The organism is Thiorhodovibrio frisius (genome assembly GCF_033954835.1).
Lineage (GTDB): Bacteria > Pseudomonadota > Gammaproteobacteria > Chromatiales > Chromatiaceae > Thiorhodovibrio > Thiorhodovibrio frisius.
The window spans coordinates 4,674,805-4,697,028 of the sequence record NZ_CP121471.1 but is presented as its reverse complement, the minus strand read 5'-3'; the positions used below and the strand labels follow the sequence as shown (position 1 = coordinate 4,697,028).

Annotated in this window: 18 protein-coding genes; 15 read left to right on the top strand and 3 right to left on the bottom strand. The window is 61.1% G+C overall.

Annotated features, from left to right (window positions below):
* The 11 genes from mraY (at position 1) to lpxC (ending at position 12,846) form a co-directional block, all read left to right on the top strand.
* The gene (gene mraY, locus Thiofri_RS21420) at positions 1–1,083 is read left to right on the top strand and encodes a phospho-N-acetylmuramoyl-pentapeptide-transferase (protein ID WP_009148478.1); all 1,083 of its coding nucleotides are present in this window, start codon (positions 1–3) and stop codon (positions 1,081–1,083) included.
* A complete protein-coding gene (gene murD / locus Thiofri_RS21415; RefSeq protein WP_009148477.1) occupies positions 1,080–2,498 on the top strand; it encodes a UDP-N-acetylmuramoyl-L-alanine--D-glutamate ligase in 1,419 nt (472 codons plus the stop codon). The genes mraY and murD overlap by 4 nt, the downstream gene beginning before the upstream one ends.
* On the top strand, positions 2,495–3,745 hold the full coding sequence (ftsW, locus tag Thiofri_RS21410; protein WP_009148476.1) for a putative lipid II flippase FtsW: 1,251 nt from the start codon (positions 2,495–2,497) through the stop codon (positions 3,743–3,745). Before murD ends, ftsW begins: the two co-directional genes overlap by 4 nt.
* The gene (gene murG / locus Thiofri_RS21405; protein WP_009148475.1) at positions 3,730–4,821 is read left to right on the top strand and encodes an undecaprenyldiphospho-muramoylpentapeptide beta-N-acetylglucosaminyltransferase; all 1,092 of its coding nucleotides are present in this window, start codon (positions 3,730–3,732) and stop codon (positions 4,819–4,821) included. The genes ftsW and murG overlap by 16 nt, the downstream gene beginning before the upstream one ends.
* A 50-nt stretch (positions 4,822–4,871) precedes the next feature.
* The gene (gene murC / locus Thiofri_RS21400) at positions 4,872–6,311 is read left to right on the top strand and encodes a UDP-N-acetylmuramate--L-alanine ligase (protein WP_040855738.1); all 1,440 of its coding nucleotides are present in this window, start codon (positions 4,872–4,874) and stop codon (positions 6,309–6,311) included.
* Positions 6,308–7,213: a UDP-N-acetylmuramate dehydrogenase gene (murB, locus tag Thiofri_RS21395; RefSeq protein WP_009148473.1), complete on the top strand. Its 906-nt coding sequence runs from the start codon at positions 6,308–6,310 to the stop codon at positions 7,211–7,213. The genes murC and murB overlap by 4 nt, the downstream gene beginning before the upstream one ends.
* Positions 7,210–8,127 (top strand): D-alanine--D-alanine ligase, encoded by a 918-nt coding sequence (locus tag Thiofri_RS21390; protein WP_009148472.1) that lies wholly within the window; start codon positions 7,210–7,212, stop codon positions 8,125–8,127. Before murB ends, Thiofri_RS21390 begins: the two co-directional genes overlap by 4 nt.
* Before the next feature lie 11 nt (positions 8,128–8,138).
* The gene (locus Thiofri_RS21385; RefSeq protein WP_009148471.1) at positions 8,139–8,978 is read left to right on the top strand and encodes a cell division protein FtsQ/DivIB; all 840 of its coding nucleotides are present in this window, start codon (positions 8,139–8,141) and stop codon (positions 8,976–8,978) included.
* An 11-nt stretch (positions 8,979–8,989) separates the two neighbouring features.
* Positions 8,990–10,219: a cell division protein FtsA gene (ftsA, locus tag Thiofri_RS21380; protein WP_009148470.1), complete on the top strand. Its 1,230-nt coding sequence runs from the start codon at positions 8,990–8,992 to the stop codon at positions 10,217–10,219.
* A gap of 81 nt (positions 10,220–10,300) precedes the next feature.
* A complete protein-coding gene (gene ftsZ / locus Thiofri_RS21375) occupies positions 10,301–11,470 on the top strand; it encodes a cell division protein FtsZ (protein WP_009148469.1) in 1,170 nt (389 codons plus the stop codon).
* A 464-nt stretch (positions 11,471–11,934) separates the two neighbouring features.
* Entirely contained in the window at positions 11,935–12,846 is a 912-nt protein-coding gene (gene lpxC, locus Thiofri_RS21370; RefSeq protein WP_009148468.1) for a UDP-3-O-acyl-N-acetylglucosamine deacetylase, read from the top strand.
* A gap of 41 nt (positions 12,847–12,887) precedes the next feature.
* Here the strand turns inward: lpxC and Thiofri_RS21365 are convergent, their stop codons facing one another.
* Positions 12,888–13,424, bottom strand: coding sequence for a DciA family protein (locus tag Thiofri_RS21365; RefSeq protein ID WP_009148467.1), 537 nt, complete (start codon positions 13,422–13,424; stop codon positions 12,888–12,890).
* A 227-nt stretch (positions 13,425–13,651) separates the two neighbouring features.
* Between Thiofri_RS21365 and Thiofri_RS21360 the strand changes: the two genes are divergently transcribed.
* From Thiofri_RS21360 to Thiofri_RS21345, 4 genes are all read left to right on the top strand, one after another.
* Positions 13,652–14,572: a M23 family metallopeptidase gene (locus tag Thiofri_RS21360; RefSeq protein ID WP_009148466.1), complete on the top strand. Its 921-nt coding sequence runs from the start codon at positions 13,652–13,654 to the stop codon at positions 14,570–14,572.
* A 313-nt stretch (positions 14,573–14,885) separates the two neighbouring features.
* Positions 14,886–17,729, top strand: coding sequence for a preprotein translocase subunit SecA (gene secA / locus Thiofri_RS21355; RefSeq protein WP_009148465.1), 2,844 nt, complete (start codon positions 14,886–14,888; stop codon positions 17,727–17,729).
* 71 nt (positions 17,730–17,800) lie between these two features.
* Positions 17,801–19,012, top strand: a complete 1,212-nt coding sequence (argJ, locus tag Thiofri_RS21350) for a bifunctional glutamate N-acetyltransferase/amino-acid acetyltransferase ArgJ (protein ID WP_009148464.1) — start codon at positions 17,801–17,803, stop codon at positions 19,010–19,012.
* A gap of 11 nt (positions 19,013–19,023) precedes the next feature.
* A complete protein-coding gene (locus Thiofri_RS21345) occupies positions 19,024–20,025 on the top strand; it encodes a Nudix family hydrolase (RefSeq protein WP_009148463.1) in 1,002 nt (333 codons plus the stop codon).
* On the opposite strand, the gene Thiofri_RS21340 is transcribed toward Thiofri_RS21345, so the two are convergent.
* A complete protein-coding gene (locus tag Thiofri_RS21340; protein WP_009148462.1) occupies positions 20,009–21,583 on the bottom strand; it encodes a sensor histidine kinase in 1,575 nt (524 codons plus the stop codon). The genes Thiofri_RS21345 and Thiofri_RS21340 overlap by 17 nt on opposite strands.
* Positions 21,584–21,740: 157 nt before the next feature.
* Positions 21,741–22,196, bottom strand: coding sequence for a hypothetical protein (locus Thiofri_RS21335; RefSeq protein WP_009148461.1), 456 nt, complete (start codon positions 22,194–22,196; stop codon positions 21,741–21,743).
* Positions 22,197–22,224 lie beyond the last annotated feature (28 nt).

The following is a 22,224-nucleotide window of genomic DNA, read 5'->3' as shown; positions in this document are numbered from 1 at the left end:
ATGCTGTTGCTGTTGACCGACTGGCTGACGCAGTTTTACTCCGGGTTTTTTGTATTCCGCTACTTGACGCTGCGCGGCATTCTGGGCGTGCTGACGGCACTGTCCATTGCCCTTTTGGTTGGCCGGCCACTGATCCGCTGGCTCAGCAGTTACAAAGTTGGTCAGGTGGTGCGCGATGATGGGCCGAGCAGCCATCTCTCAAAAGCCGGTACCCCCACCATGGGTGGCACCCTGATGCTGGTCGCTATTGCTATCAGCACCTTGCTGTGGGCGGACTTGTCCAATCGTTTCGTCTGGGTTGTGCTGCTGACCACCCTGGCCTTCGGCGCCATCGGCTTTATCGATGATTACCGCAAGCTGGTGCTGCGCGACTCGCGTGGACTACCCGCGCGCTACAAATACCTGTTGCAGACGCTCTTTGGGCTGGCTGCGGCTTGTTATCTCTACTACACCGCGACGAGCCCGCACGAGACCGAGCTGCTGGTGCCTTATCTCAAGAATGTGGCCATTCAACTCGGGCCGCTGTTCATTGTCTTTGCTTACCTAGTCATAGTCGGGGCGAGCAATGCGGTGAATCTCACCGATGGCCTTGATGGCCTGGCGGTGCTGCCGGCGGTGCTGGTGGCCGGCGGGCTCGGCATCATGGTTTATGCGGCTGGCCATGCCGAAATCGCCAATTACCTCAAGATTCCCCACATCCCTCAGGTCGGGGAGGTGGTGATCTTTTGCGGTGCCCTGGTCGGTTCCGGTCTCGGTTTTCTGTGGTTCAACACCTACCCAGCGCAGGTTTTCATGGGCGATGTTGGCGCCTTGGCCCTGGGTGCCGCGCTCGGCGCCGTTGCCGTGGTGGCAAAGCAGGAACTGGTGCTCTTCATCATGGGCGGGATTTTCGTGCTTGAGACCCTGTCGGTGATGCTGCAGGTGGCCAGCTTCAAGCTGACTGGCAAACGCATTTTCCGCATGGCGCCCCTGCATCATCACTACGAGCTTAAGGGCTGGCCCGAGCCGCGGGTGATCGTGCGCTTCTGGATTGTCACCGTGATTCTGGTCTTGATTGGCCTGGCGAGTCTGAAGATTCGATGAACGCCTATACCCCCAACATTGGGTCCAGCATGGGGCCCAGAATCGCGACCTTGCCGGAGCTTTCGGGCGCCCGGGTACTGGTGGTTGGTTTGGGGGTCACGGGGCTTTCGTGCGTGCGCTATTTGACCAGCATCGGTTGCCGTGTGGCCGTCACCGACAGCCGCGACAAGCCGCCGGCGGCCGAAGCCCTGAGCGAGGAATTTCCCGATGTTGCCATCATGCTCGGCGGCTGGGACGCGAGCGCCTTTGCCGTCGCCGAGCAGATCGTGATCAGTCCAGGGGTGTCGCTGCAAGCCATCAAGCCCTATCTCGGCGGGCGCGATATTCCAATTTGCGGCGATATTGAGCTTTTTACTCACTCAGTGCCGGCGCCCGTGCTGGCCATTACCGGCTCCAATGGCAAGAGTACGGTCACCGAGTTGCTTGGGCAGATGGCGCGCGATGCGGGCCTTAAGGTGGCGGTCGGTGGCAATCTCGGAACCCCGGCGCTCGACTTGCTTGCACCCAATATCGACCTCTATGTGCTGGAGCTCTCCAGCTTCCAGCTCGAAACGACGGCGTCGCTGCACCCGCAAGCGGCGGCTTTGCTCAATCTCTCGGCCGATCATCTGGATCGTTACCCAGATCTGGCCGCCTATGCGAGCGCCAAGCAGCGCATCTTCCAGGGTGCCCAGGCCGCCGTGGTCAATCGCGATGATGTCGCCTCGCGCGATCTGGTCGTCAATGTGCCCAAGCAGGTCAGTTTCGGCCTGGGGCAACCCGAGCGGGAGGATGATTGGGGCTTGCTGCCAGGCGCGGGCGATGACGCAGCGGAGCTTTGGATCGGTCGCGGTAGCCAGGCGTTGTTCCCCGCGCGCGAAGTGCGCATGGCTGGCGCGCACAATCTCGCCAATGCGCTGGCTGCGCTCGCGCTGGGCGATCTGTTTGGGCTGCCACTGGAACCCATGCGCGCGGCCGTAGCGGAATTCCCTGGCCTTCCTCATCGTTGCGTCCTGGTTGCCGAGGCCAGTGGCGTGCGTTGGATTGATGACTCCAAGGGCACCAATCCGGGTGCGACCATCGCGGCACTCCAGGGTGTTGCGCGCGACCTAGCGGGCGCGGGCAAGGTGGTTTTGATTGCGGGCGGTGATGGCAAGGGCGCCGATTTTTCTCCACTGACGCCTGCGCTGGCGCAATGCGCGCGCGCACTGGTACTGATCGGCCGGGATGCGCCCCTGATTGAAGCAATCGCACCAGCCGGCTTGCCGGTGGAAACAGCCTTGGACATGAACGCTGCTGTCGCCCGCAGTGCCAAACTGGCGCAGCCCGGTGATGCGGTGCTCTTGTCTCCGGCCTGCGCCAGCTTTGATATGTTTACCGACTACCGCCATCGCGGCCGGGTGTTTGCCGAGGCAGTGCTGGGGGTGGCCCCATGACGGCGCATGAGAGTGCCGCAATCCCAGGCACTGCCTTGGTCGCGCTCGAGCGCATGCCGCGCATGCCGCGCAGTTGGCATACGCGCGTGGGCGCAACCCTGGCGCCGATCGATTATCCCTTGCTGCTGGCGGTGATATTTTTGCTGGGACTGGGCTTTGTAATGGTGGCCTCGGCGTCCATGCCTATCGGTGCCCAGCCGCCGCATAACGAGCCGCTCTACTATCTCTACCGGCATGCCACGGCGCTGGGTCTGGGCGCGGTGGCCGGTTTTGTCTGCTGGTGTCTACCGGTGGCTTTCTGGCAGCGTGCCGGTCTCTGGCTGCTGCTCGGCGGTATGGGGCTGCTGTTGCTGGTGCTGATTCCTGGGCTGGGTTACAGCGTTAACGGGGCCACGCGCTGGATTCGCCTGGCCGGTTTTAACTTGCAGCCCTCAGAACTGGTCAAGCTCTTCGCAGTGGTCTATCTGGCCGGCTATCTGGTGCGGTGCCCCCTGGCTGCGGGGCTGGAAGTGCGCCACGTGCTAAGTCCACTGCTGCTGCTTGGTGCCGCCGGCGCTATGGTGATGGCACAGCCGGATTTTGGCACCGCCGCCGTGTTGTTGGCGACAGTGCTCGGGCTGCTGTTTCTGGGTGGCGCGCCCCTGAAGCATTTTGTGGTGCTGATCGCCCTGGTGTCCATGGCCCTGGTGGCATTGGTCCTGTTCGAGCCCTACAGGCTTGTGCGGGTGACCTCATTCATGAAACCTTTCGCTGATCCCTTCAACAGCGGTTATCAGCTCAGTCAGGCGCTGATTGCGCTGGGGCGCGGGGAGTGGCTCGGCGTCGGGCTCGGCAATGGGATTCAGAAACAGTATTTCCTGCCCGAGGCACATACCGATTTTCTGCTCGCCGTGATCGGTGAGGAACTGGGTTTTGTCGGCTTTGCTGTCGTCATCGTCGTGCTGGGCTTCGTCACTTGGCGCGCCTTGGCCATCGGAGCGCGGGCACGGGAGATGGGTGAGGAGTTTGCCTCTTATGTGGCCCATGGCATTGGCCTGCTGATCGGCATTCAGGCGTTCGTCAATGCCGGCGTCAACACCGGGCTGCTGCCGACCAAGGGGCTGACCTTGCCCTTTATGAGTTATGGCAGCAATTCCATCATCGTCGCCATGATGAGTGCGGCAATGCTGCTGCGCCTTGATGCCGAGCTGCGCCGTAAGGCGCAGGAACCCAAACCGACAGGAACCTCCCAATGGCGCCGCGCATAGCCGTGATGGCCGGTGGCACCGGCGGCCATGTGTTCCCTGCGCTGGCAGTGGCGCACGCATTGCGCGCGCGCGGCGCTGAAATTTTCTGGATGGGCACCCGCGCCGGGCTGGAAGCGCGCCTGGTGCCTGAACAGGGCTTTGAGATCGAATGGCTACAGGTTCAGGGTCTGCGTGGCAAAGGTTTCAAGACGCTTGCCATGGCGCCCTGGCGATTGACAGTGGCACTGCGCGAGGCCGCTGAGGTGCTGCGTCGACGTGCGCCTGATCTGGTGCTCGGCATGGGCGGTTTTGTTTCTGGTCCCGGCGGGCTCATGGCCTGGCGGCAGGGCCGCAGACTGGTGATTCAAGAACAAAACAGCGTGCCGGGCATGACCAATCAATGGCTCGCGCGCCTAGCCGACCGGGTGTTCGAGGGCTTCCCCGGGAGTTTTCCGCCGGCGCGTGCGGCTGTGGCCAGCGGTAATCCGGTGCGCGCGGAGATTGCCGCATTGCCGACGCCGATCGAGCGTTGGGCAGGTCGCCTGGCAGAAGACGGACATCGAGTGCGGCTCTTTGTGCTCGGCGGTTCGCTGGGGGCGCGGGCTTTGAACCAAATGGTGCCTCAGGCGCTGGCGCGGTTGCCCGAGGAGTTGCGCCCCGAAGTGCGCCATCAAGCCGGTGAGCGCACGCTGGAGTTGGCCCGGCAGGCGTACGGGGATGCTGGCGTGCAGGCTGATATCCAGCCCTTTGTCGCGGACATGGCCGAGGCTTATGCCTGGGCGGATCTGATGATTTGCCGCGCGGGCGCGCTGACGGTGGCAGAAATCGCCGCAGTGGGAGTGCCGGCCATCTTTGTGCCCTTTCCCTATGCGGTGGACGATCATCAGGTTGGCAATGCCGAATATCTGGTGCGCGCGGGTGCGGCCAAGCTGTTGTTGGAGTCGGACCTGAGTGCGGAAACCTTGGTCGAGCCGCTGAAAATGCTGCTGACTGACCCAGCCATCCGCCTGAAAATGGCCGAGGCCGCGCGCGCCAAAGCGCAGCCCTCTGCCGCCGCGCGCATCGCCGATGCCTGCATGGAGCTCGTCGCGTCATGAGTCGGCCAGCTTCCATCACGCAGGGTTCGATCCTCATCGATCAGCCTACTATGGATCACTCGCATAGTGCCGCCAGCATGGGGCGCATCCGGCGGCTGCATTTCGTCGGCATCGGCGGTGCCGGCATGAGCGGAATTGCCGAGCTGCTGTTGACCTTGGGCTATCAGGTGCAGGGCTCTGATCGCCGTCGTGGCGCTGTAACCGAGCGCCTAGAGCGCTTGGGCGCGGCGGTGTTCATTGGCCATCGCGCGGATCAGGTGCGTGGAGTGGATGCCGTGGTGGTGTCCTCGGCCATTGATGTCGACAACCCGGAAATCGAAGCTGCCCGCGCGGCGCGTTTGCCCATTGTGCGCCGCGCCGAGATGCTGGCCGAGCTGATGCGCTTTTACTACGGGGTGGCCGTGGCCGGGACCCATGGCAAGACTACCACCACCAGTTTGATCGCCAGTATTCTCGGCGAAGCAGGTCTGGACCCGACCTTTGTGATTGGCGGTCTGCTAAACAGTGCCGGCAGTCACGCCCGGCTTGGTAGCAGCAAATTCCTGATTGCCGAGGCCGACGAGAGCGATGCTTCCTTCCTGCTGTTGCAGCCGATGATGGCCGTGGTGACCAATATCGATGCCGATCACATGATCACCTATGGCAACGATTTTTCCCGGCTGCGCGCGACCTTCGTTGAGTTTCTGCACCATCTACCTTTCTATGGTCTCGCCGTGCTCTGCGCCGATGATCCCGAAGTCGCGGCGGTGCAGTCAGAAGTTGCCCGCCCGGTGCGTACCTATGGCACAGGCGCCGGCGCTGATCTGCGGGCGCTCGATATTTGCCCTCAGGGCGCGCGCATGGGTTTTCGCGTGCAGGATCGAGAGTCAGGGCTTGATCTGCCAATCGAGCTGAATCTTCCGGGTCAGCACAACGTGCTGAACGCCCTTGCTGCCATTGCGGTGGCGCTGGAGCATCAGGTTCCGCCTGAGGCGATTCAAACTGCGCTGGCGCAGTTTCAGGGCATTGGTCGGAGATTTGTGGTGAGTGAAATCACCAGGCCGGCAGGCGATCAGGTCACACTGGTGGATGACTATGGTCATCACCCGCGCGAGCTGGCGGCGACCCTGACGGCCATCCGTCAGGGCTGGCCCGGCCGGCGTCTGTTGCTGGTGTTCCAGCCGCATCGCTATTCGCGCACTCTCGAACAGTTCGAGGATTTCGCCCAGGTACTTTCGAGCGTCGATGTGCTGGTGCTGTGCGAAGTTTACCCGGCGGGCGAGCAACCGCTGCCCGGCGCCGACGGGCGCAGCCTGAGTCGCTCCGTTCGCGCCCGTGGTCAGGTGGACCCGGTGTTTGTCTCCGAGCTTGACGAAGTGCCCGGGGTGCTGATGCATCTGCTCGAAGACGGCGACATGGTGCTAGTCAGTGGTGCCGGCGACATTGGCGCGCTGGCCGCGCGCCTGCCGCAAGTGCTGGCTGGCGAGTCATCGCCGGTGGAGGGGACATGAGCGAGAGTCTCACCGAACGCATCCCCTTGCGCGGCGAAGTAAGGCTCAATGAGCCGCTGTCCAGGCACACGACCTGGCGCGTCGGTGGGCCGGCCGCGCGCTTTTACCGCCCCGCGGACGCTGAAGATCTGGCGGTTTTTCTGCGCGGGCTCGATACGCAAGAGCCGCTGTTGTGGCTGGGTTTGGGCAGCAACCTGCTGGTGGATGACGCAGGCTTTGCCGGCACTGTGATCCAGACCCAGGGCTGCCTGAACGAGATGGTACGTATTGGTCCCGAGCGCCTGCGCGTTCAGGCCGGGGTTGCGAGCGCCAAGGCCGCGCGCTATGCGGTGCGTCAGGGTCTGGCGGGCATTGAATTTCTGGCCGGGATTCCCGGCACCATCGGCGGAGCGCTGGCGATGAATGCCGGTGCCTGGAGTGGGGAGACCTGGGACTTTGTCAGCCGGGTGAAGACCATTGATCGCAGTGGGCAGATGCGCGAGCGCGAACCACAGGATTTCAAGGTCGGCTACCGCTCGGTGCAGGGACCGCCGGGGGAATGGTTTTTGTCTGCTGAGTTGCGCCTAGTGCCGGGCGATCCGGAAGTCGGCGCTAACTGGATCAAAGAACTGCTCGCGCAGCGGGCAGCCACTCAGCCCACAGGGAGCGCCAACTGCGGTTCGGTGTTTCGAAATCCGCCGGGTGATCGGGCGGCTCGTCTGATCGACAGTGCTGGTCTTAAGGGATTCAGTATCGGGGGTGCCCTAGTGTCGCAGAAGCATGCGAATTTCATCATCAATGGTGGCAAAGCCAGTGCCGCAGACATTCTTGCACTGATTGAGCATGTGCAGGACGTCGTTGAACAACACCATGGCATCCGGCTGGTTCCCGAGGTGCATCGCGTCGGAGGTGAGCAGCTATGAAGGCTACTGATGCCGTGCGCTTCGGCAAGGTCGCGGTCCTGATGGGCGGGCGCTCGGCGGAACGGGCGATTTCACTGAAAAGCGGTGCTGCCGTGCTGCAGGCGCTGCTTGCGCTTGGCGTGGATGCGCATGAAATCGACCCGGACGAGCGGGTGCTTGAGCGACTTGATCGCGGCGGTTTTGACCGCGCTTTCATCATCCTGCACGGGCGCGGTGGCGAGGATGGTCGGATTCAGGGAGCACTTGAGACGCTTGGCATGCCTTACACCGGATCTGGCGTGCTTGGTTCGGCCATCGGCATGGACAAGGTGCGCACAAAAATGGTCTGGGCTGGCGGCGACCTGCCGACGGCTGGGTTCGTGGTGTTGCGCTCGCAGCGAGACCTGGATGTCGCGGCCGGGCTGGGCTTTCCGTTGATGATTAAACCCGCGCGGGAAGGGTCAAGCCTGGGCATGGCTCGGGCCGATTCGCCTCAGGAGTTGGCAGATGCCTATCAGGCCGCCGCCGCCTTCGATACCGAGGTCATCGCCGAGACCTGGCTCAGTGGCGCCGAGTACACCTGCGCCATTCTTGACGGCGAGGCACTGCCCTTGATTCGGCTGGAAACGCCAAATGCTTTCTATGACTTTGAGGCCAAGTACCAAGCCGATACCACCAGCTATTTGTGCCCCTGCGGTCTGCCGGCGGACCGCGAAGCCGAATATGGTGCGCTCTGTCTGCGCGCTTTCGAGGCCGTAGGCGCAACCGGCTGGGGGCGGGTGGATTTTATGCTCGATAGTGCAGGCCAGCCGCGCTTGCTCGAAGTCAATACAGTCCCTGGCATGACCGACCATAGCCTGGTGCCCATGGCGGCGGCCGCTCGGGGGATGGATTTTACCGATTTGGTCGCGCGCATTCTGCGGACCAGCCTGTAACCAAGACACTCATGGTCAATCCTGCTGATCCCAAGTACTACAGCCTGATCGCAGCCACGCTCAGGCGCGACTCGCCCAGCCGCCCGATGCGTTTGGGAACCAGTACCGAGACGCTGCTGGTGCGTCTGTTTGTGGCGCTGTCGCTGATCATCGCGCTGGCGGCGACCCTGTGGTTGGCGGCGGAGTGGGAGCCGCGGGTGTTGCCGATTCGGGTCATTACCGTGGACGGAGAGATGCGTAGTCTCTCGCGCCAGGCGTTGCAAGAGCAGGTGGCCAGTCATCTGACCGGCGGCATCCTGTCACAGGATCTTGAAGCCCTGCGCGAGCAGGTCGAGGCATTGCCCTGGGTGCGCGGCGCGAGCTTGCGACGGGTGTGGCCGGATCGGCTGATTCTAAAGGTTAGTGAGCACGAAGCAGTTGCCCGCTGGGGTGAAGACGGGCTGGTCACCCGCGAGGGGGTGATTTTTCACCCGCAGGACCGTCGGGTTCCGGCCGGGCTGCCACGTCTGTCGGGTCCGGATGCGCTTGCCGCAGAGGTGGTTGACCGCTTGCTGCAGTGGCAGCCGCGCCTCGCCGACCTGGGCCTGCTGATCGACGCTCTGGGACGTGACCGGCGTGGCGACTGGACCCTGGAGTTGTTGGGTGGGCCGGTGTTGCATTTCGGCACCGAGCAACTCGATCAGCGCCTTGCCCGGTTGTTGACGGCGTTTCCACGCATCGAGGCGGTGGCGGTACCAGAGCGCATTGATCTGCGCTATAGCAATGGCCTCGCGGTGCGTTGGCGCACCGACAAGGAGAGCGATTTCCAGGCCCAGGGAAAACGTATGGCAGCAGTCAACGAACAGCGATAGAGCACATGATCATGTCTAGACGCAGAGAGAATTTGGTAGTCGGCCTCGACATTGGCACCTCGAAGGTGGCAGCCCTGGTTGGTGAGATTAAAGCCGATGACAGTATCGAGATTGTCGGGCTTGGATTGCATCCGTCACGCGGCCTGAAGAAAGGCGTGGTGGTGGATATCGAGTCCACGGTGCAGTCGATTCAACGCGCGGTCGAAGAGGCCGAACTCATGGCCGGGTGCGAGATTCATTCGGTGCATGCCGGGATCTCTGGCAGCCATGTCGGTAGCCGCAATTCCGATGGAGTCACGGCCATCAAGGAGCATGAAGTCGGTCAGGGCGATATCGACCGGGTCATAGACGCCGCCCGCGCCGTGCCCATTCCAGCGGATCAGAAAATCCTCCACATCCTGCCGCAGGAATTCATCATCGACAATCAGGAAGGTATCCGCGAGCCCGTGGGGATGTGCGGTGTGCGCCTGGAAGCGCGAGTGCACATCATCACTGGTGCGGTCAGTGCCGCGCAGAATATCGTCAAGTGCATTCGTCGCTGCGGATTGGAAGTCGATGATCTGGTGCTTGATCAGCTCAGTTCGAGTTACTCGGTGCTCACCGAAGATGAAAAAGAACTCGGCGTTTGCCTGATCGACATGGGTGGCGGCACCACCGACATGGCCGTATTTACTGATGGCGCCATTCGCCACACAGCCGTGGTGCCCATAGCCGGCGATCAGGTAACCAACGACATCGCGGTGGCGCTGCGCACGCCCATTCATCACGCCGAATCCATCAAGATCAATCACGGTTGTGCTCAGGGCGAGAGCGCCGACGGCGACAATATTGAGGTGCCGAGTATTGGCGACCGGCCCGCGCGCCAGCTCTCGCATCACACCCTAGCCAATGTGGTCGAGCCGCGTTACGAAGAGTTGCTTGGCCTGTTGCAGGGCGAACTGCGCCGCAGCGGCTTCGAGGATCTGGTCCCCGGCGGTGTGGTCCTGACCGGCGGTAGCGCCAAGATGCAAGGTCTGGTGGAGCTGGCCGAGGATGTGTTCCGCATGCCGGTGCGCATCGGCGTGCCCCAGTATTTCACCGGGCTTGAGGATCGCATGCGCGATCCTGTCTACGCTAGCGGCGTGGGGCTGCTGATTTACGCCAAGCAACATCGATTTGAGGCACATCCCGAGTATCGCGACACTCGGGGGCTCGGTGGTGCCTGGCACAAATTCCGCTCTTGGCTGAGCGGTGATCTTTAGCACGGAATGCTATGCGGTGGTCGCTTCAGGGCAAGACAAGATCCATACCTCATTTAACGACAAGAAATCAGGAGAACTGCGATGACTTTTGAATTGTTAGACGCTCAGACCCAGACCGCGGTGATCCGTGTGATCGGCATTGGCGGCGGCGGCGGGAATGCTGTGAATCACATGGTGGCTTCGGATATCGAAGGAGTCGAGTTTATCTGCGCCAACACCGATGCGCAGGCACTCGAGAATTCCAATGTGAAAACCATTTTGCAACTTGGTACCGAAATTACCAAGGGTCTAGGAGCTGGTGCTGATCCGCAGGTCGGTCGCACTGCTGCCGAGGAAGATCGTGAACGCGTCAAGGACGCACTCGAAGGAGCCGATATGGTGTTCATCACCGCCGGCATGGGCGGTGGTACAGGCACTGGCGCTGCGCCCATCGTGGCGCAGATCGCGCGCGAGCTTGGTATTCTGACCGTGGCCGTGGTGACCAAGCCCTTCCCATTCGAGGGTGTCAAAAGGCGCAAGGTGGCGGACGCGGGCATTGAGGAACTGGCCAAGTCGGTTGACTCCCTGATTACCATCCCGAACGAGAAGCTCCTAGCCGTACTCGGCAAAGACATGAGCTTGCTTGATGCCTTCAGCGCCGCCAACGACGTGCTGCGAAACGCCACCCAGGGTATCGCCGAGTTGATCACCCGTCCCGGGCTGATCAACGTCGACTTCGCCGATGTCAAGACAGTGATGTCGGAAATGGGTGTGGCCATGATGGGCACGGGCGCCGCGAGCGGTGATGAGCGCGCGCGCGAGGCTGCCGAAGCTGCCATTAATAGTCCACTGCTCGAAGACATTGACCTGTCCGGGGCGCGCGGCATTCTGGTCAACATTACCGCCGGGAGTTCCCTGACCATTGGTGAGTTCACTGAGGTCGGCGACACCGTGCGGGATTTCGCCGATGACGATGCCACCGTGGTTGTGGGCACAGTTATTGATACCAGCATGGACAAGGAAATGCGCGTGACCGTGGTCGCGACCGGGCTTGGTGCGCGTGCTGCGGCCAAGGCTGAACAGCCAAAAATGCGTTTGGTCTCCAGTGAGCCCGAGCGCGCTGCGGCGCCGGATTATCGCGATATGGATCAGCCAGCTTACATCCGCAACAAGCGCGCAGCGGCCAATGCAGCGGCCAGCGAGGGAGGCTCCTCCGCAGCTGATCTGGACTATCTCGACATTCCCGCCTTCCTGCGCCGGCAGGCGGATTAGCGGCAATGGAGGGGCAAACAAGTGGGCGATGTGCCAGTGCAGGTTGGTTGCCTGGTGCGCCGCGCCACTTGGAGCGCGAATTTTGATGGGTTGACGTTTTGATGCGGAAGTTTAGATGCTAAATAATTGTTTTTGCAGCTTAAAGATTTCTGCATTCAGAGCCGCGCCTGGATGTTCGAGCAGGGATAAACGGCTTTTTCGCAAAAAGCGGGCTCACAGCGCTTGATTAACCTTCGGGAAAACCCTAATATGCCGATCAAACTAAGACAGGGCCGGTGCGGCTTGCATGCGCGCGGAATCATCAACGCGCCAGTCCGCTCCTCCGGGAAACAGCCGTTTCTTTTGCCGGGGTGGTCGGGGCCATGAGCAATCAAGGCCAATCAGGGCCATCCAGGGCCAATCCGAGCAGGAGCAATCAACTGGCGACGCCGCAGGGACTGTCGCAGCCAACGGAGAGCCTTACAATGATCCGGCAGCGAACTCTAAAAAACGTGATCCGCGCCACTGGCGTCGGATTGCATACCGGCGAGAAAGTGTATCTCACGCTGTCGCCTGCGGCGCCCGATACCGGAATTGTATTCTGCCGCGATGATCTTCCGTCGCCGGCCGAAATCAAGGCTAGCCCCGCCAATGTGGGCGATACCCTCCTGTCCACGACTCTAGTGCAGGATGGCGTGCGCATCGCCACCGTTGAGCACCTGCTCTCGGCTTTCGCTGGTCTTGGTATCGACAATGCCTATGTTCGTGTCAGCGCGCCAGAAGTGCCCATCATGGATGGTAGTGCCGCACCCTTCGTGTTTCTGATTCAATCCGCAGGCATCGAGGAGCAATCGCGCCCGAAGCGTTTTATCCGCATCAAGCGCCGCATCCGGGTCGAAGATGGCGATAAATTCGCCCAGTTTGATCCCTTCGACGGCTTCAAGGTGTCCTTCGCGATCGACTTTGATCATCCGGCCTTCGCATCGCGCGAGCAGTCGGCCAGCATCAATTTCTCAACCACCTCCTTTGTCAAGGAGATCAGTCGTGCGCGCACTTTCGGTTTTCTGCGCGACATTGAGGCGCTACGCCAACAGAATCTGGCGCTTGGCGGTACGATGGACAACGCTGTCGTGGTTGATGATTACCGGGTTCTCAATGAAGAAGGGCTCAGGTACCACAACGAGTTTGTCAAACACAAAATTCTTGATGCGATTGGCGACCTCTACCTGCTTGGTTACTCTCTGATCGGTGCGTTCCAAGGCTACAAGTCCGGCCATGCCCTCAACAATCAGTTGTTGCGTGCGCTTCTCGCCAACGAGGGAGCCTGGGAAGAAGTCACATTTGAGGACCCCAAAAAGGCGCCAATCAGCTATGGACAGCCTGTTGCTGTTGCTTGAAATTGCTCTTGCTGATTAAATAGCGGGCTGAGCTGAATCGGCTAGCTTGTCGTGCCGGGTTTGACCGTATTGGGTTTCCTGACATCGGGTTGTCTAGTGTCGGGTGCCTTGGCGTCGGATTGATGATGTCGGGCGATTCGCTCGAAGCAGGCGGCAATGCACGGATCCTGCACACCAAGGGCTGCCTGTTTCAGATGGGATGCCGCTGCCGCAGAGAGATGCGTGTGCTGGGGGTGGTCGCTGTCAATGCCGTGGCGCGAGGCCGGGGCAGCGACCAGCGGAGGGCACACGCGGATTTGGCATTGTTTGAGTGCGAGTCCTCGTTTTCTCAGGGCGCGTAGAATCTCCTGAGTGCAGAGTCGCAGCTTTGCTGCCCAGACGGGTGAGTCGGCGAAAAGCCGCAGACAGTCGCCGTCGATCTGTGCTTGGGAACAATGGCTGCGGACGTGGTCTGGAAGCAGCGGCTTGACGGTGCGAAGCAGTTTGTCGCGCTCATCGAGTTCCCGCAGCAAAACGGCCAGTGCGGTTGCCCGCTCGGGGCCAGCCAGGGTCTTGGTGGGACGGAGTTTTTTTAGCATCGTGCTGAATGCGCGGTCACCGCTTTGCAGGTACCGATGAAAACCGGGGGCTGATGACAAAGTAACGCCCCTAAGTCCAAATTCAGGGATCTAACAAACTCAGTTGGTGTCGCGCGCCGCTGAATTCAATTGCTTGTGATTGCCCTGGTGAGTTATTTGAACTCGCCAAATCTTTTTTTGTGTCCTTTTTCAACATTCGCCCAACCGAACCCGTTTCAGGAGTACTTATGCATCGACGTCAGGCTTTCGTCGCCGAGCAAGGTTTCAGCTCCGTTGTTTTGCTAAGCATCATGATTGTTGGTTTGATCGCCGGTGGCTTTGGCTATTGGCTCGGCAAATACCGGCTCAGCGATGCCCCTTCCGACAGCGCTCAAGTCGCACTCACTCGCGATCTTGAAGCCGCCAAACTCGAGTTGGAGCAGAAACGACGACAGATTCAAGCGCATATCGACACCATCGCTGTGCGGGTCGCAGAAATGCAGGCTGAAGTGCTAAGGGTCAACGCCCTGGGGCAGCGACTGGTCAAAATGGCTGGTCTTAACAGCGATGAATTCGACTTCGAGAACCCCGCCGGTTCTGGTGGTCCTGAGCACTACCGGGATTCGGCCAACAGGATCGATGAAGTCGCCCAGGACTTGGCGAAGGTGCTCTCCGCGCTTGATGATCGCAAGCGCAAACTCGGCCTGCTTGAGACGCTGATCATGGAGCGCGACCTGATCAAACATACCAAGCCCGAGGGCTGGCCGCTGCGCTCGGGCGGGATCGTGACTTCGGAGTTCGGCGATCGCCGTCACCCAATCAGCGGGCGGCGCAGCATGCACACCGGCATTGACATCTCGGCAAAGACCGGCACTCCCATTCTAGCAATGGCCGATGGACTGGTGATCTTTGCCGGGCGCAAACATGGGTACGGGAATATTGTCGAGATTCGTCATGGCAATGGTCTCGAAACCTGGTATGCCCACAATCAGGAGAATCGGGTCAAAGAAGGTGACCTGGTGCGGCGGGGTGAGGAAATCGCCCTTCTGGGTTCAACTGGCCGATCCACCGGTCCTCACGTGCATTTCGAGGTTCGCAAGAACGGCACTCCGGTCAATCCAAGGGCCTATCTCAATCCGCGTGGCACCATGCGCGTCGCGCATCTGTAGTCAATCCTCGCAGCCTCTCTTCTATATCGGAACGGATTCTCCCGCGCCGGGTTGTCCGTGCTGTTGCCCTGAAACGGCTGCATCCTCCGGGTGGGCCGTCTCCCTTAGACAGCATAGACAGCCGGGTGTTCGGGAGTTTTTGCTTCTGACCGGCGCTGAACCCTGCCTGGCAGGGTTTTGTTGCTCTGTTGGCGCTTATGGGTCGTACCTTTTCGCCTGATATCCTTAACACTCTGCTGCCGCCGGGCATAGCCGCCGATGCGGCCTTGGCGCTATACTGCCGCTAATTTTGTGCTTCCGCTGAGAGCCACCTATGGGGATGAATGTTTTCAAAAAAATGTTTGGCAGCCGCAATGATCGTTTCGTCAAACGCCTGCTGAAAACGACCGAGCAGATCACGGCGCTTGAGCCCGAACTGGCACTGCTTTCGGATGATGAATTGCGCGCCAAGACTGCCGAATTTCGCGCGCGCCTGGAGCAGGGTACCAAGCTCGACGACCTTCTGGCCGAGACCTTTGCCGTGGTGCGCGAGGCCGGCAAGCGGGTGCTCGGCATGCGCCACTTCGACGTGCAGATGGTCGGCGGCATGGTGCTGCACTCTGGCAAAATCGCCGAGATGCGCACGGGTGAGGGCAAGACCCTGGTTGCCACCCTGGCGGCCTACCTTAACGCTCTGCCCGGCAAGGGCGTGCATGTGGTGACGGTCAACGACTACCTCGCTCGGCGCGACGCGGCCTGGATGGGGCAGGTCTATCACTTCCTTGGGCTCTCGGTCGGGGTGGTGAACTCTTCCGGTGGTCTGGGGCCGGACTCTGCCTCCTACCTTTACGATCCCGAGTTTGAACCGACCGACGACAGCGGCTATCGCCATCTGCGTGCGGTCACCCGGCGCGAGACCTATCACGCCGATATCACCTATGGCACCAATAACGAGTTTGGCTTCGACTACCTGCGTGACAACATGGCTTTCACCCCCGAGCAGCGGGTGCAGCGCGATCCTTTCTATGCCATTGTCGACGAGGTTGATTCCATCCTGATCGATGAGGCGCGTACGCCTCTGATCATCTCGGGTCCGTCCGAGGGCAACAGCGAGCTTTATGTGCAGATCGATCAGATTGTGCCCAAGCTCGCGCGCCAGGAGCCCATCACCAATGACGAAGGCCAACCCGATTTCGGTCCGGGCGATTACTCGGTCGACGAGAAAGCCCGCCAGGTCTATCTGAGCGAGGACGGCCACGAGAAGGTCGAGGATATGCTCACCGAGCTCGGGCTGCTCGGCGAGGGGCAAAGCCTCTACGATGCCTCCAACATCGTGCTGATGCACCATGTATACGCTGCCCTGCGTGCCCGTGCCCTGTTCCAGAAAAACGTCGACTACATTGTTCGCGATGGCCAGATCATCATCGTCGATGAGTTTACCGGTCGCACCATGCCGGGGCGGCGCTGGTCCGAGGGGCTACATCAGGCGGTCGAGGCCAAGGAGCGGGTGGACATCCAACAGGAGAACCAGACGCTCGCCTCCATCACCTTCCAGAACCTGTTCCGGCTCTACCCGAAGCTCGCCGGCATGACCGGCACGGCGGATACTGAGGCCTACGAGTTCCAGCAGATCTACGGGCTTGAAGTGGTAGTGATCCCGACCAATGTGCCCATGATCCGCGCTGATCACGGCGATCTGGTCTATCTGGGTCAGGATGAGAAGTACAAAGCCATCATCGAGGACATCAAGGACTGCGTCGAACGGGGTCAACCGGTGCTGGTCGGCACGGCGTCCATCGAGACCTCCGAGCTGGTTTCCAAGCTGCTGAATGCCGAGAAGATCCCGCACGAGGTGCTGAACGCCAAGCAGCACGAGCGCGAGGCGGGTATTGTCGCGCGTGCGGGCGAGCCGGGCGCGGTGACCATCGCCACCAACATGGCCGGTCGTGGCACCGACATTGTGCTGGGCGGTAATCTCGAGGCTGAACTCGAAAACGCCCAGGATGCCGCCGAACGCGAGCGCATTAAAACCCAGTGGAAAGCCAGCCACCAGCGTGTAATCGAGGCTGGAGGCTTGCATGTGATCGGCACTGAGCGGCACGAGTCCCGGCGCATTGACAATCAGCTGCGCGGGCGCTCTGGCCGCCAGGGCGATCCGGGCTCAAGCCGTTTTTATCTGTCGCTGAAAGACAATCTGATGCGCATTTTCGCCTCTGACCGCGTGGCGAACATGATGCAGAAGCTTGGCATGCAGGAAGGCGAGGCCATCGAACACCCTTGGGTCACCAAGGCGATCGAAAACGCCCAGCGCAAGGTCGAGGGACGCAACTTCGATATCCGCAAGCAACTACTCGACTACGATGACGTTGCCAACGACCAGCGCAAGGTCATTTACCGGCAGCGGCGCGAACTGATGGATGCAACCGAGGTCTCGGACACCATTGAGTTGATGCGCCAGGATGTGCTCGGCCATTTGATTGATCAGCACATCCCCAGACAAAGCCTGGAAGAGCAATGGGACGTGCCGGGCCTGGCCCAGGCCCTGATCGACGAGTTCGGCGGCGACTGGCCTATCCAGCACTGGCTGGACCAGGACTCTGAGCTGCACGAAGAGAGCCTGCGTCAGCGCATTGATGATGAACTTGCCAGTCGCTATCGCGACAAGAAAGACCAGGTTGGGGAAGATAGCATTCGCCAAGTTGAAAAGGCAGTCATGCTACAAACGCTGGACACCCAATGGAAGGAGCATCTCGCGCAGATGGACTACCTGCGTCAGGGGATTCACTTGCGCGGCTATGCGCAGAAGAATCCCAAGCAGGAGTACAAGCGCGAAGCCTTTGCAATGTTCGCGGCGCTGCTCGACAGCATCAAGCAGGACGTGGTGCGCACCCTCGCGCGCATGCAGGTGCAGATGCCGCCCGAGTTGGCCAGTCTCGCAGAACATCAATCCGAGCAGGAGCGGGCGTTCGAGTTCAAGCACGAAAGCTTCGGTGGTTTGGGGGCGGACGCCGCGCCTGAGGATGGCGAACTCCAGGGCGGCTCGGCGACAGGTGGTGCGCCAGAATCAGCCGGCGATCACCAGCCTTTCGTGCGCGCCGGGCGCAAAGTCGGTCGCAACGAACCCTGCCCCTGTGGCTCGGGAAAAAAGTATAAGCAATGCCACGGCAAGATTGGCTGAACGGTCGCACGTTTTGGTTCGAATCTCAGCTGTCACTGATACCGAAAATCAGTTTACGATTGGTATAGCCGATGAGGGCTGAACTCTCAACCCAATTCAGCGTCCCTGGCGTGCGGGTCGCCGCAGGCGCGGCTGGCATCCGCTATCGTGAGCGTGATGATCTGGTGCTGATGGAACTTGCTCTTGGCACCCAAACGGCGGCCGTTTTTACTCAGAACGCCTTTTGTGCCGCACCTGTGACTTTGGCTCGCCAGCATCTGAGCGCAGCTTCTCCCCGCTATCTTCTCATTAATTCCGGCAACGCCAATGCCGGCACCGGTGCGCGTGGGCTTACCGACGCCCTTGCCAGTTGCTCTCTGGTCGCCGGCCAGGCAGGCTGTGAGGCGAATCAAGTGCTGCCCTTCTCTACTGGAGTGATCGGTGAGGATCTGCCGGTCGCACGCATCGGCGCCGCATTGCCGCATCTGTTTGAGGGGCTGCGTGCGGATGCCTGGGAAGCTGCTGCGCGTGCCATCATGACCACCGACACCCGACCCAAGCTGGTCCAGCGCCAGTTTGAACTGAACGGGCGTCGCGCAACCTTGGTTGGCATGGCCAAGGGCGCTGGTATGATTTGCCCGAACATGGCGACCATGCTGGCTTTTGTCGCCACGGACCTGGCCATTGCCGAAGGACCACTGCGCGCTAGCCTGAATGCTGCCGTGGCTGGCTCCTTCAATGCCATCAGCATTGACGGCGATACCTCCACCAATGACGCCTGCGTGGCGGCTGCGACTGGCGCTTTGGGCAACCCCCTCCTGGATGATCTGGACCCAGACGCTCTGGCGATCTGGCAGCAGGCGCTGTCGGATCTTTGCCTGGAGCTGGCCACCAACATTGTGCGCGACGGCGAGGGTGCGACCAAGCTGGTGCGCGTCGCGGTGCGCGAGGCGGCCACCTCTGCAGAGGCGCGCCTGGTGGCCGAGACCATCGCCCATTCACCCCTGGTCAAAACCGCGCTATTTGCTGGTGATCCCAATTGGGGCCGCATCCTGGCGGCGGTGGGTCGCGCCGGGGTTGCCGGGCTCGACATCGAGCGGGTAAGGATCTGGCTTGATGACGTGCGCATCGTCGCCGGTGGCGGGCGCGACCCAGAGTATCGAGAGGAGCAGGGCGCCCGTGTGATGGCGCAGGATGCCTTCAAGATCGAGGTCCATCTTGGTCGCGGCGAGGCCGAGCTGACCATGCTGACCTGCGATCTGTCGTACGACTATGTGCGAATCAACGCCGAATATCGCAGCTAGGCGTCAGCGGGTTGGTGGGTGTGCTGCATGTCGTCGCCGGTGCCCTGATCGACGCCCAGGGTCGGGTGCTGATCGCGCGGCGGCCCGAGCAAGTCCATCAGGGCGGGCGGTGGGAATTCCCCGGCGGTAAGCTGGAGCCGGGCGAATCTGCCATCAACGCCCTCTCGCGTGAGCTCCAAGAGGAGCTTGGCATTCGCCCCCGCTCCTCTCGTCCGCTGATTCAGATTGAGCACGACTACCGCGAGCGGCGGATTTTGCTCGACCTCTATCGGGTCTCCGCCTGGGATGGCGAGCCGCGCGGATGTGAAGGTCAGCCGCTTGCCTGGGAATTTCCGCAGGCGCTCGATCCCGCCCTGTTTCCCCCGGCCGATGGCCCGGCAATTCTGGCACTGCGCCTGCCGGCGCTTTATCTGATTACCCCGCCCGCCGCGCCCGATCCAACCCAGGCCGGCGGACGTGCGCAACTCCCGGGGTATCTCACTCGCCTGCGCGCCGCCCTCGCAGCCGGGGCCGGTGCGGTGCAACTGCGCGCGCATGATCTCTCCGCGCCCGCATATGCTGCGCTTTCGTGTGCGGTTGCGCCCATCTGCGCGGCGGCCGGCGTGCCCCTAGTTCTCAACCGCGCACCCGAGGAGCTGACCAAGTTGCCGGCGGACGGCTGGCATCTGAGCAGCGCCCACTTGCATCAGTTGGCCGCGCGGCCACCACAGGCCCCCAGCCTGCTGGGTGCGTCCTGCCATACTGAGGCCGATCTGTGCCTGGCTGCGCGCCTGGGGCTCGACTATGCGCTACTGTCGCCGGTGCAACAGACCCGCAGCCATCCACACAGCCACCCGCTTGGCTGGGAGGGCTTTGCGCAACTCACCCGCGCGGCACGGCTGCCGGTCTATGCACTTGGCGGCCTGGGACCGGCCGATCTGGAGCCGGCCTGGGCGCACGGTGCTCAAGGGGTCGCCGCTATTGGCGGCTTGTGGGGCGCTCAATTAGCGGAAGCCCTTAGCTTGACCCACTGACGTCCGCATCCGGGTTGAGGGTCGGGGCTGACGGAATCAGCAACTCGATGCAGGTGGTGTCGCTGGCGTCAGAGGTTTCCATGCTGAGTGCCATTTTCATGGTGTCAGCCATCAGCTTGGCGGAATAGGTGCCGAGCCCAGTGCCGCCTTTTTTGCCGTGGGAGCGATATTTCTCGAAGAAATGCGCGCGGATGGCGGGTGGGACCAGGCCGCGGTTGATGATGGCCAGCCGTAACGGGTTGTGCTGATTGATCGCCAGCACCACAGCCTCGCCATCGGGCGAGGCGTCGATGGCGTTGGTGATGAGATTCGATAGCATGGAGAACAGCAGGCGGGCGTCGGCGCGGATATAGATGGGTTGATCGGGCGACGGCTCGCCATCGAGATTGCGGCCGTCGAGTCGATAGCGGAAATCCAGCCGCTGGCTGGCAGCGCGTGGCTCGACTATCCGAATGACCTGACGCAGAACGGGAATCAAGTTGAGTGTTTGTGGCCGGTAGTCGAATTGCCCCGTTTCCATTTTGAACAGATCGAGTGACAGTTCGATCATGTCGCGCATTTTGCGCGCGCTCTCCTGAATCACGGTGACGGAATCGCGCTGATCGGCGGTCAGATTGTCATCGAGTAACAAGAGTTCCGGCAGCGCCAGAATGGCGTTCAGCGGCGTTTTCAGATCGTGGCGCATGATGCGCTCGACATCCTCTTTGATGCGTTCAAGTTCTTTGCTGTCGTCGATGCTTTCCTTCACGCCGAGAAAATTAACGATGCGACCACGATCATCGCGGATCGGCGAGATGGTTGCTGCCTCCCAATACAGGCTGCCATCCTTGCGTTTGTTGACCAGTTCGCCGCGCCAGGTCTCGCCGCGGCGCAGGTTCTCCCATAGCTCACGGTAGGTGTCGTCGGATTGTTCGCCGGACTTGAACAGTTGCGGTGTTTGCCCAATCACCTCGCTTGGCGCGTACCCCGTGATCCGGCAGAAGAATGGATTGACGTACTGGATTCTGGATTCAGTATCGGTGATCAGGATGGAGACCGGCGCCTGGTCAATGGCGCGCTGAAGGTTGCGCAGCCTGGCCTCGAAGGCGTTGCGCTCGGTGGTGTCGAGTGCAATGCCCTCAATGAAATCCTCGTTGCGCTCCTCGCTGTAAATGCGATAGGCGTGAATGGCCAGATGGTGCAAATTGCCATCCGGTTGCCGATAGGCCAGATCGAAGTTGGAGCGCTCGAGTTCGCCAGTGAGCAAGCGGGTGAATTGATCGAGCAGGGTATTGATGGATTCGGCGGTCCAGTCAGCCAGGTTGCGCCAGTTCTGGCCAATCTTTTGTTCAATGTGTTCATCAACCAGCAGCCGATAACCGTCGCTGAGGTAGAGGATTTCGCCGTCTGTCGTAGTTGTGAACACAAATAGCCTGTCGGCCAGGCCAGCAGTCAGACGGGTGAAGCGCGCCTGACTTTCGCGCAGCGCGAGAGCGGTGCGCTCGCTTGGTGCCATACCCAGGAGCGGATCACCGGCATTGTCATCGCTGGTCGGGTTTGATCGCGTATCCTGTGACATTCGCGGCAAAGTCAGTCTGGAGCTGGCAGTATGAGTCGGGCAGAATCAAGAAACCTCAGATGCCCCTTAAGATAGCATCAGAAGCAAAAAATGACCTTTGAATGATGACGCCAGCGGCTAGGACAATGTTGGTCCAGAGGCTGGCCGCACTTCGCAGTTAACGGTCGCAGTCTACCGGCAGGCCGTTGGACTGGCGCTCGTTGTGGGCGATGTCGATCATAATCGCGATATCGCGCTCGCGACGATTGGTTTTCAGCGTGCTTTTCCGCACGGCTTTCCAGGCCGCCTCGATTTCCGGGTAGATGGCCTCGGCCGCAGCCGTCTTGCCCATGTCATGCAAAATTGCCGCTTTCAGCACCCAGGCGCGCTGGACGTGATAAACGTCCTTTTCTTGCTCAATGACTCGCTCGGTCAGTTGCATTGCCTGCTGGTAATCGCAGCGACCGAAGGCAATGAGTGCCATGCGGTTGTCCGGCCCCATGGGGTCCGCAGGGCAACCGCTGAGGAGTGCACCGGCAATCGCCAGTGATGCGATCCTTGCTAACTGACGGCCGTGGCGCTTGGACAGGCGGTTGCCGAGCTTTATCAGGTGTGCTAGGGCTGCTTTAGGCATGGGTTCTGGCATGATGTTTTTGTCTGTT

What these genes read in the sequence shown, in the direction of transcription:
- mraY (WP_009148478.1), top strand. Translation starts at nt 1, where the DNA reads ATGCTGTTGCTGTTGACCGACTGGCTGACGCAGTTTTACTCCGGGTTT.
- murD (WP_009148477.1), top strand. Translation starts at nt 1,080, where the DNA reads ATGAACGCCTATACCCCCAACATTGGGTCCAGCATGGGGCCCAGAATC.
- ftsW (WP_009148476.1), top strand. Translation starts at nt 2,495, where the DNA reads ATGACGGCGCATGAGAGTGCCGCAATCCCAGGCACTGCCTTGGTCGCG.
- murG (WP_009148475.1), top strand. Translation starts at nt 3,730, where the DNA reads ATGGCGCCGCGCATAGCCGTGATGGCCGGTGGCACCGGCGGCCATGTG.
- murC (WP_040855738.1), top strand. Translation starts at nt 4,872, where the DNA reads ATGGATCACTCGCATAGTGCCGCCAGCATGGGGCGCATCCGGCGGCTG.
- murB (WP_009148473.1), top strand. Translation starts at nt 6,308, where the DNA reads ATGAGCGAGAGTCTCACCGAACGCATCCCCTTGCGCGGCGAAGTAAGG.
- Thiofri_RS21390 (WP_009148472.1), top strand. Translation starts at nt 7,210, where the DNA reads ATGAAGGCTACTGATGCCGTGCGCTTCGGCAAGGTCGCGGTCCTGATG.
- Thiofri_RS21385 (WP_009148471.1), top strand. Translation starts at nt 8,139, where the DNA reads ATGGTCAATCCTGCTGATCCCAAGTACTACAGCCTGATCGCAGCCACG.
- ftsA (WP_009148470.1), top strand. Translation starts at nt 8,990, where the DNA reads ATGTCTAGACGCAGAGAGAATTTGGTAGTCGGCCTCGACATTGGCACC.
- ftsZ (WP_009148469.1), top strand. Translation starts at nt 10,301, where the DNA reads ATGACTTTTGAATTGTTAGACGCTCAGACCCAGACCGCGGTGATCCGT.
- lpxC (WP_009148468.1), top strand. Translation starts at nt 11,935, where the DNA reads ATGATCCGGCAGCGAACTCTAAAAAACGTGATCCGCGCCACTGGCGTC.
- Thiofri_RS21365 (WP_009148467.1), bottom strand. Translation starts at nt 13,424, where the DNA reads ATGCTAAAAAAACTCCGTCCCACCAAGACCCTGGCTGGCCCCGAGCGG.
- Thiofri_RS21360 (WP_009148466.1), top strand. Translation starts at nt 13,652, where the DNA reads ATGCATCGACGTCAGGCTTTCGTCGCCGAGCAAGGTTTCAGCTCCGTT.
- secA (WP_009148465.1), top strand. Translation starts at nt 14,886, where the DNA reads ATGGGGATGAATGTTTTCAAAAAAATGTTTGGCAGCCGCAATGATCGT.
- argJ (WP_009148464.1), top strand. Translation starts at nt 17,801, where the DNA reads ATGAGGGCTGAACTCTCAACCCAATTCAGCGTCCCTGGCGTGCGGGTC.
- Thiofri_RS21340 (WP_009148462.1), bottom strand. Translation starts at nt 21,583, where the DNA reads ATGTCACAGGATACGCGATCAAACCCGACCAGCGATGACAATGCCGGT.
- Thiofri_RS21335 (WP_009148461.1), bottom strand. Translation starts at nt 22,196, where the DNA reads ATGCCTAAAGCAGCCCTAGCACACCTGATAAAGCTCGGCAACCGCCTG.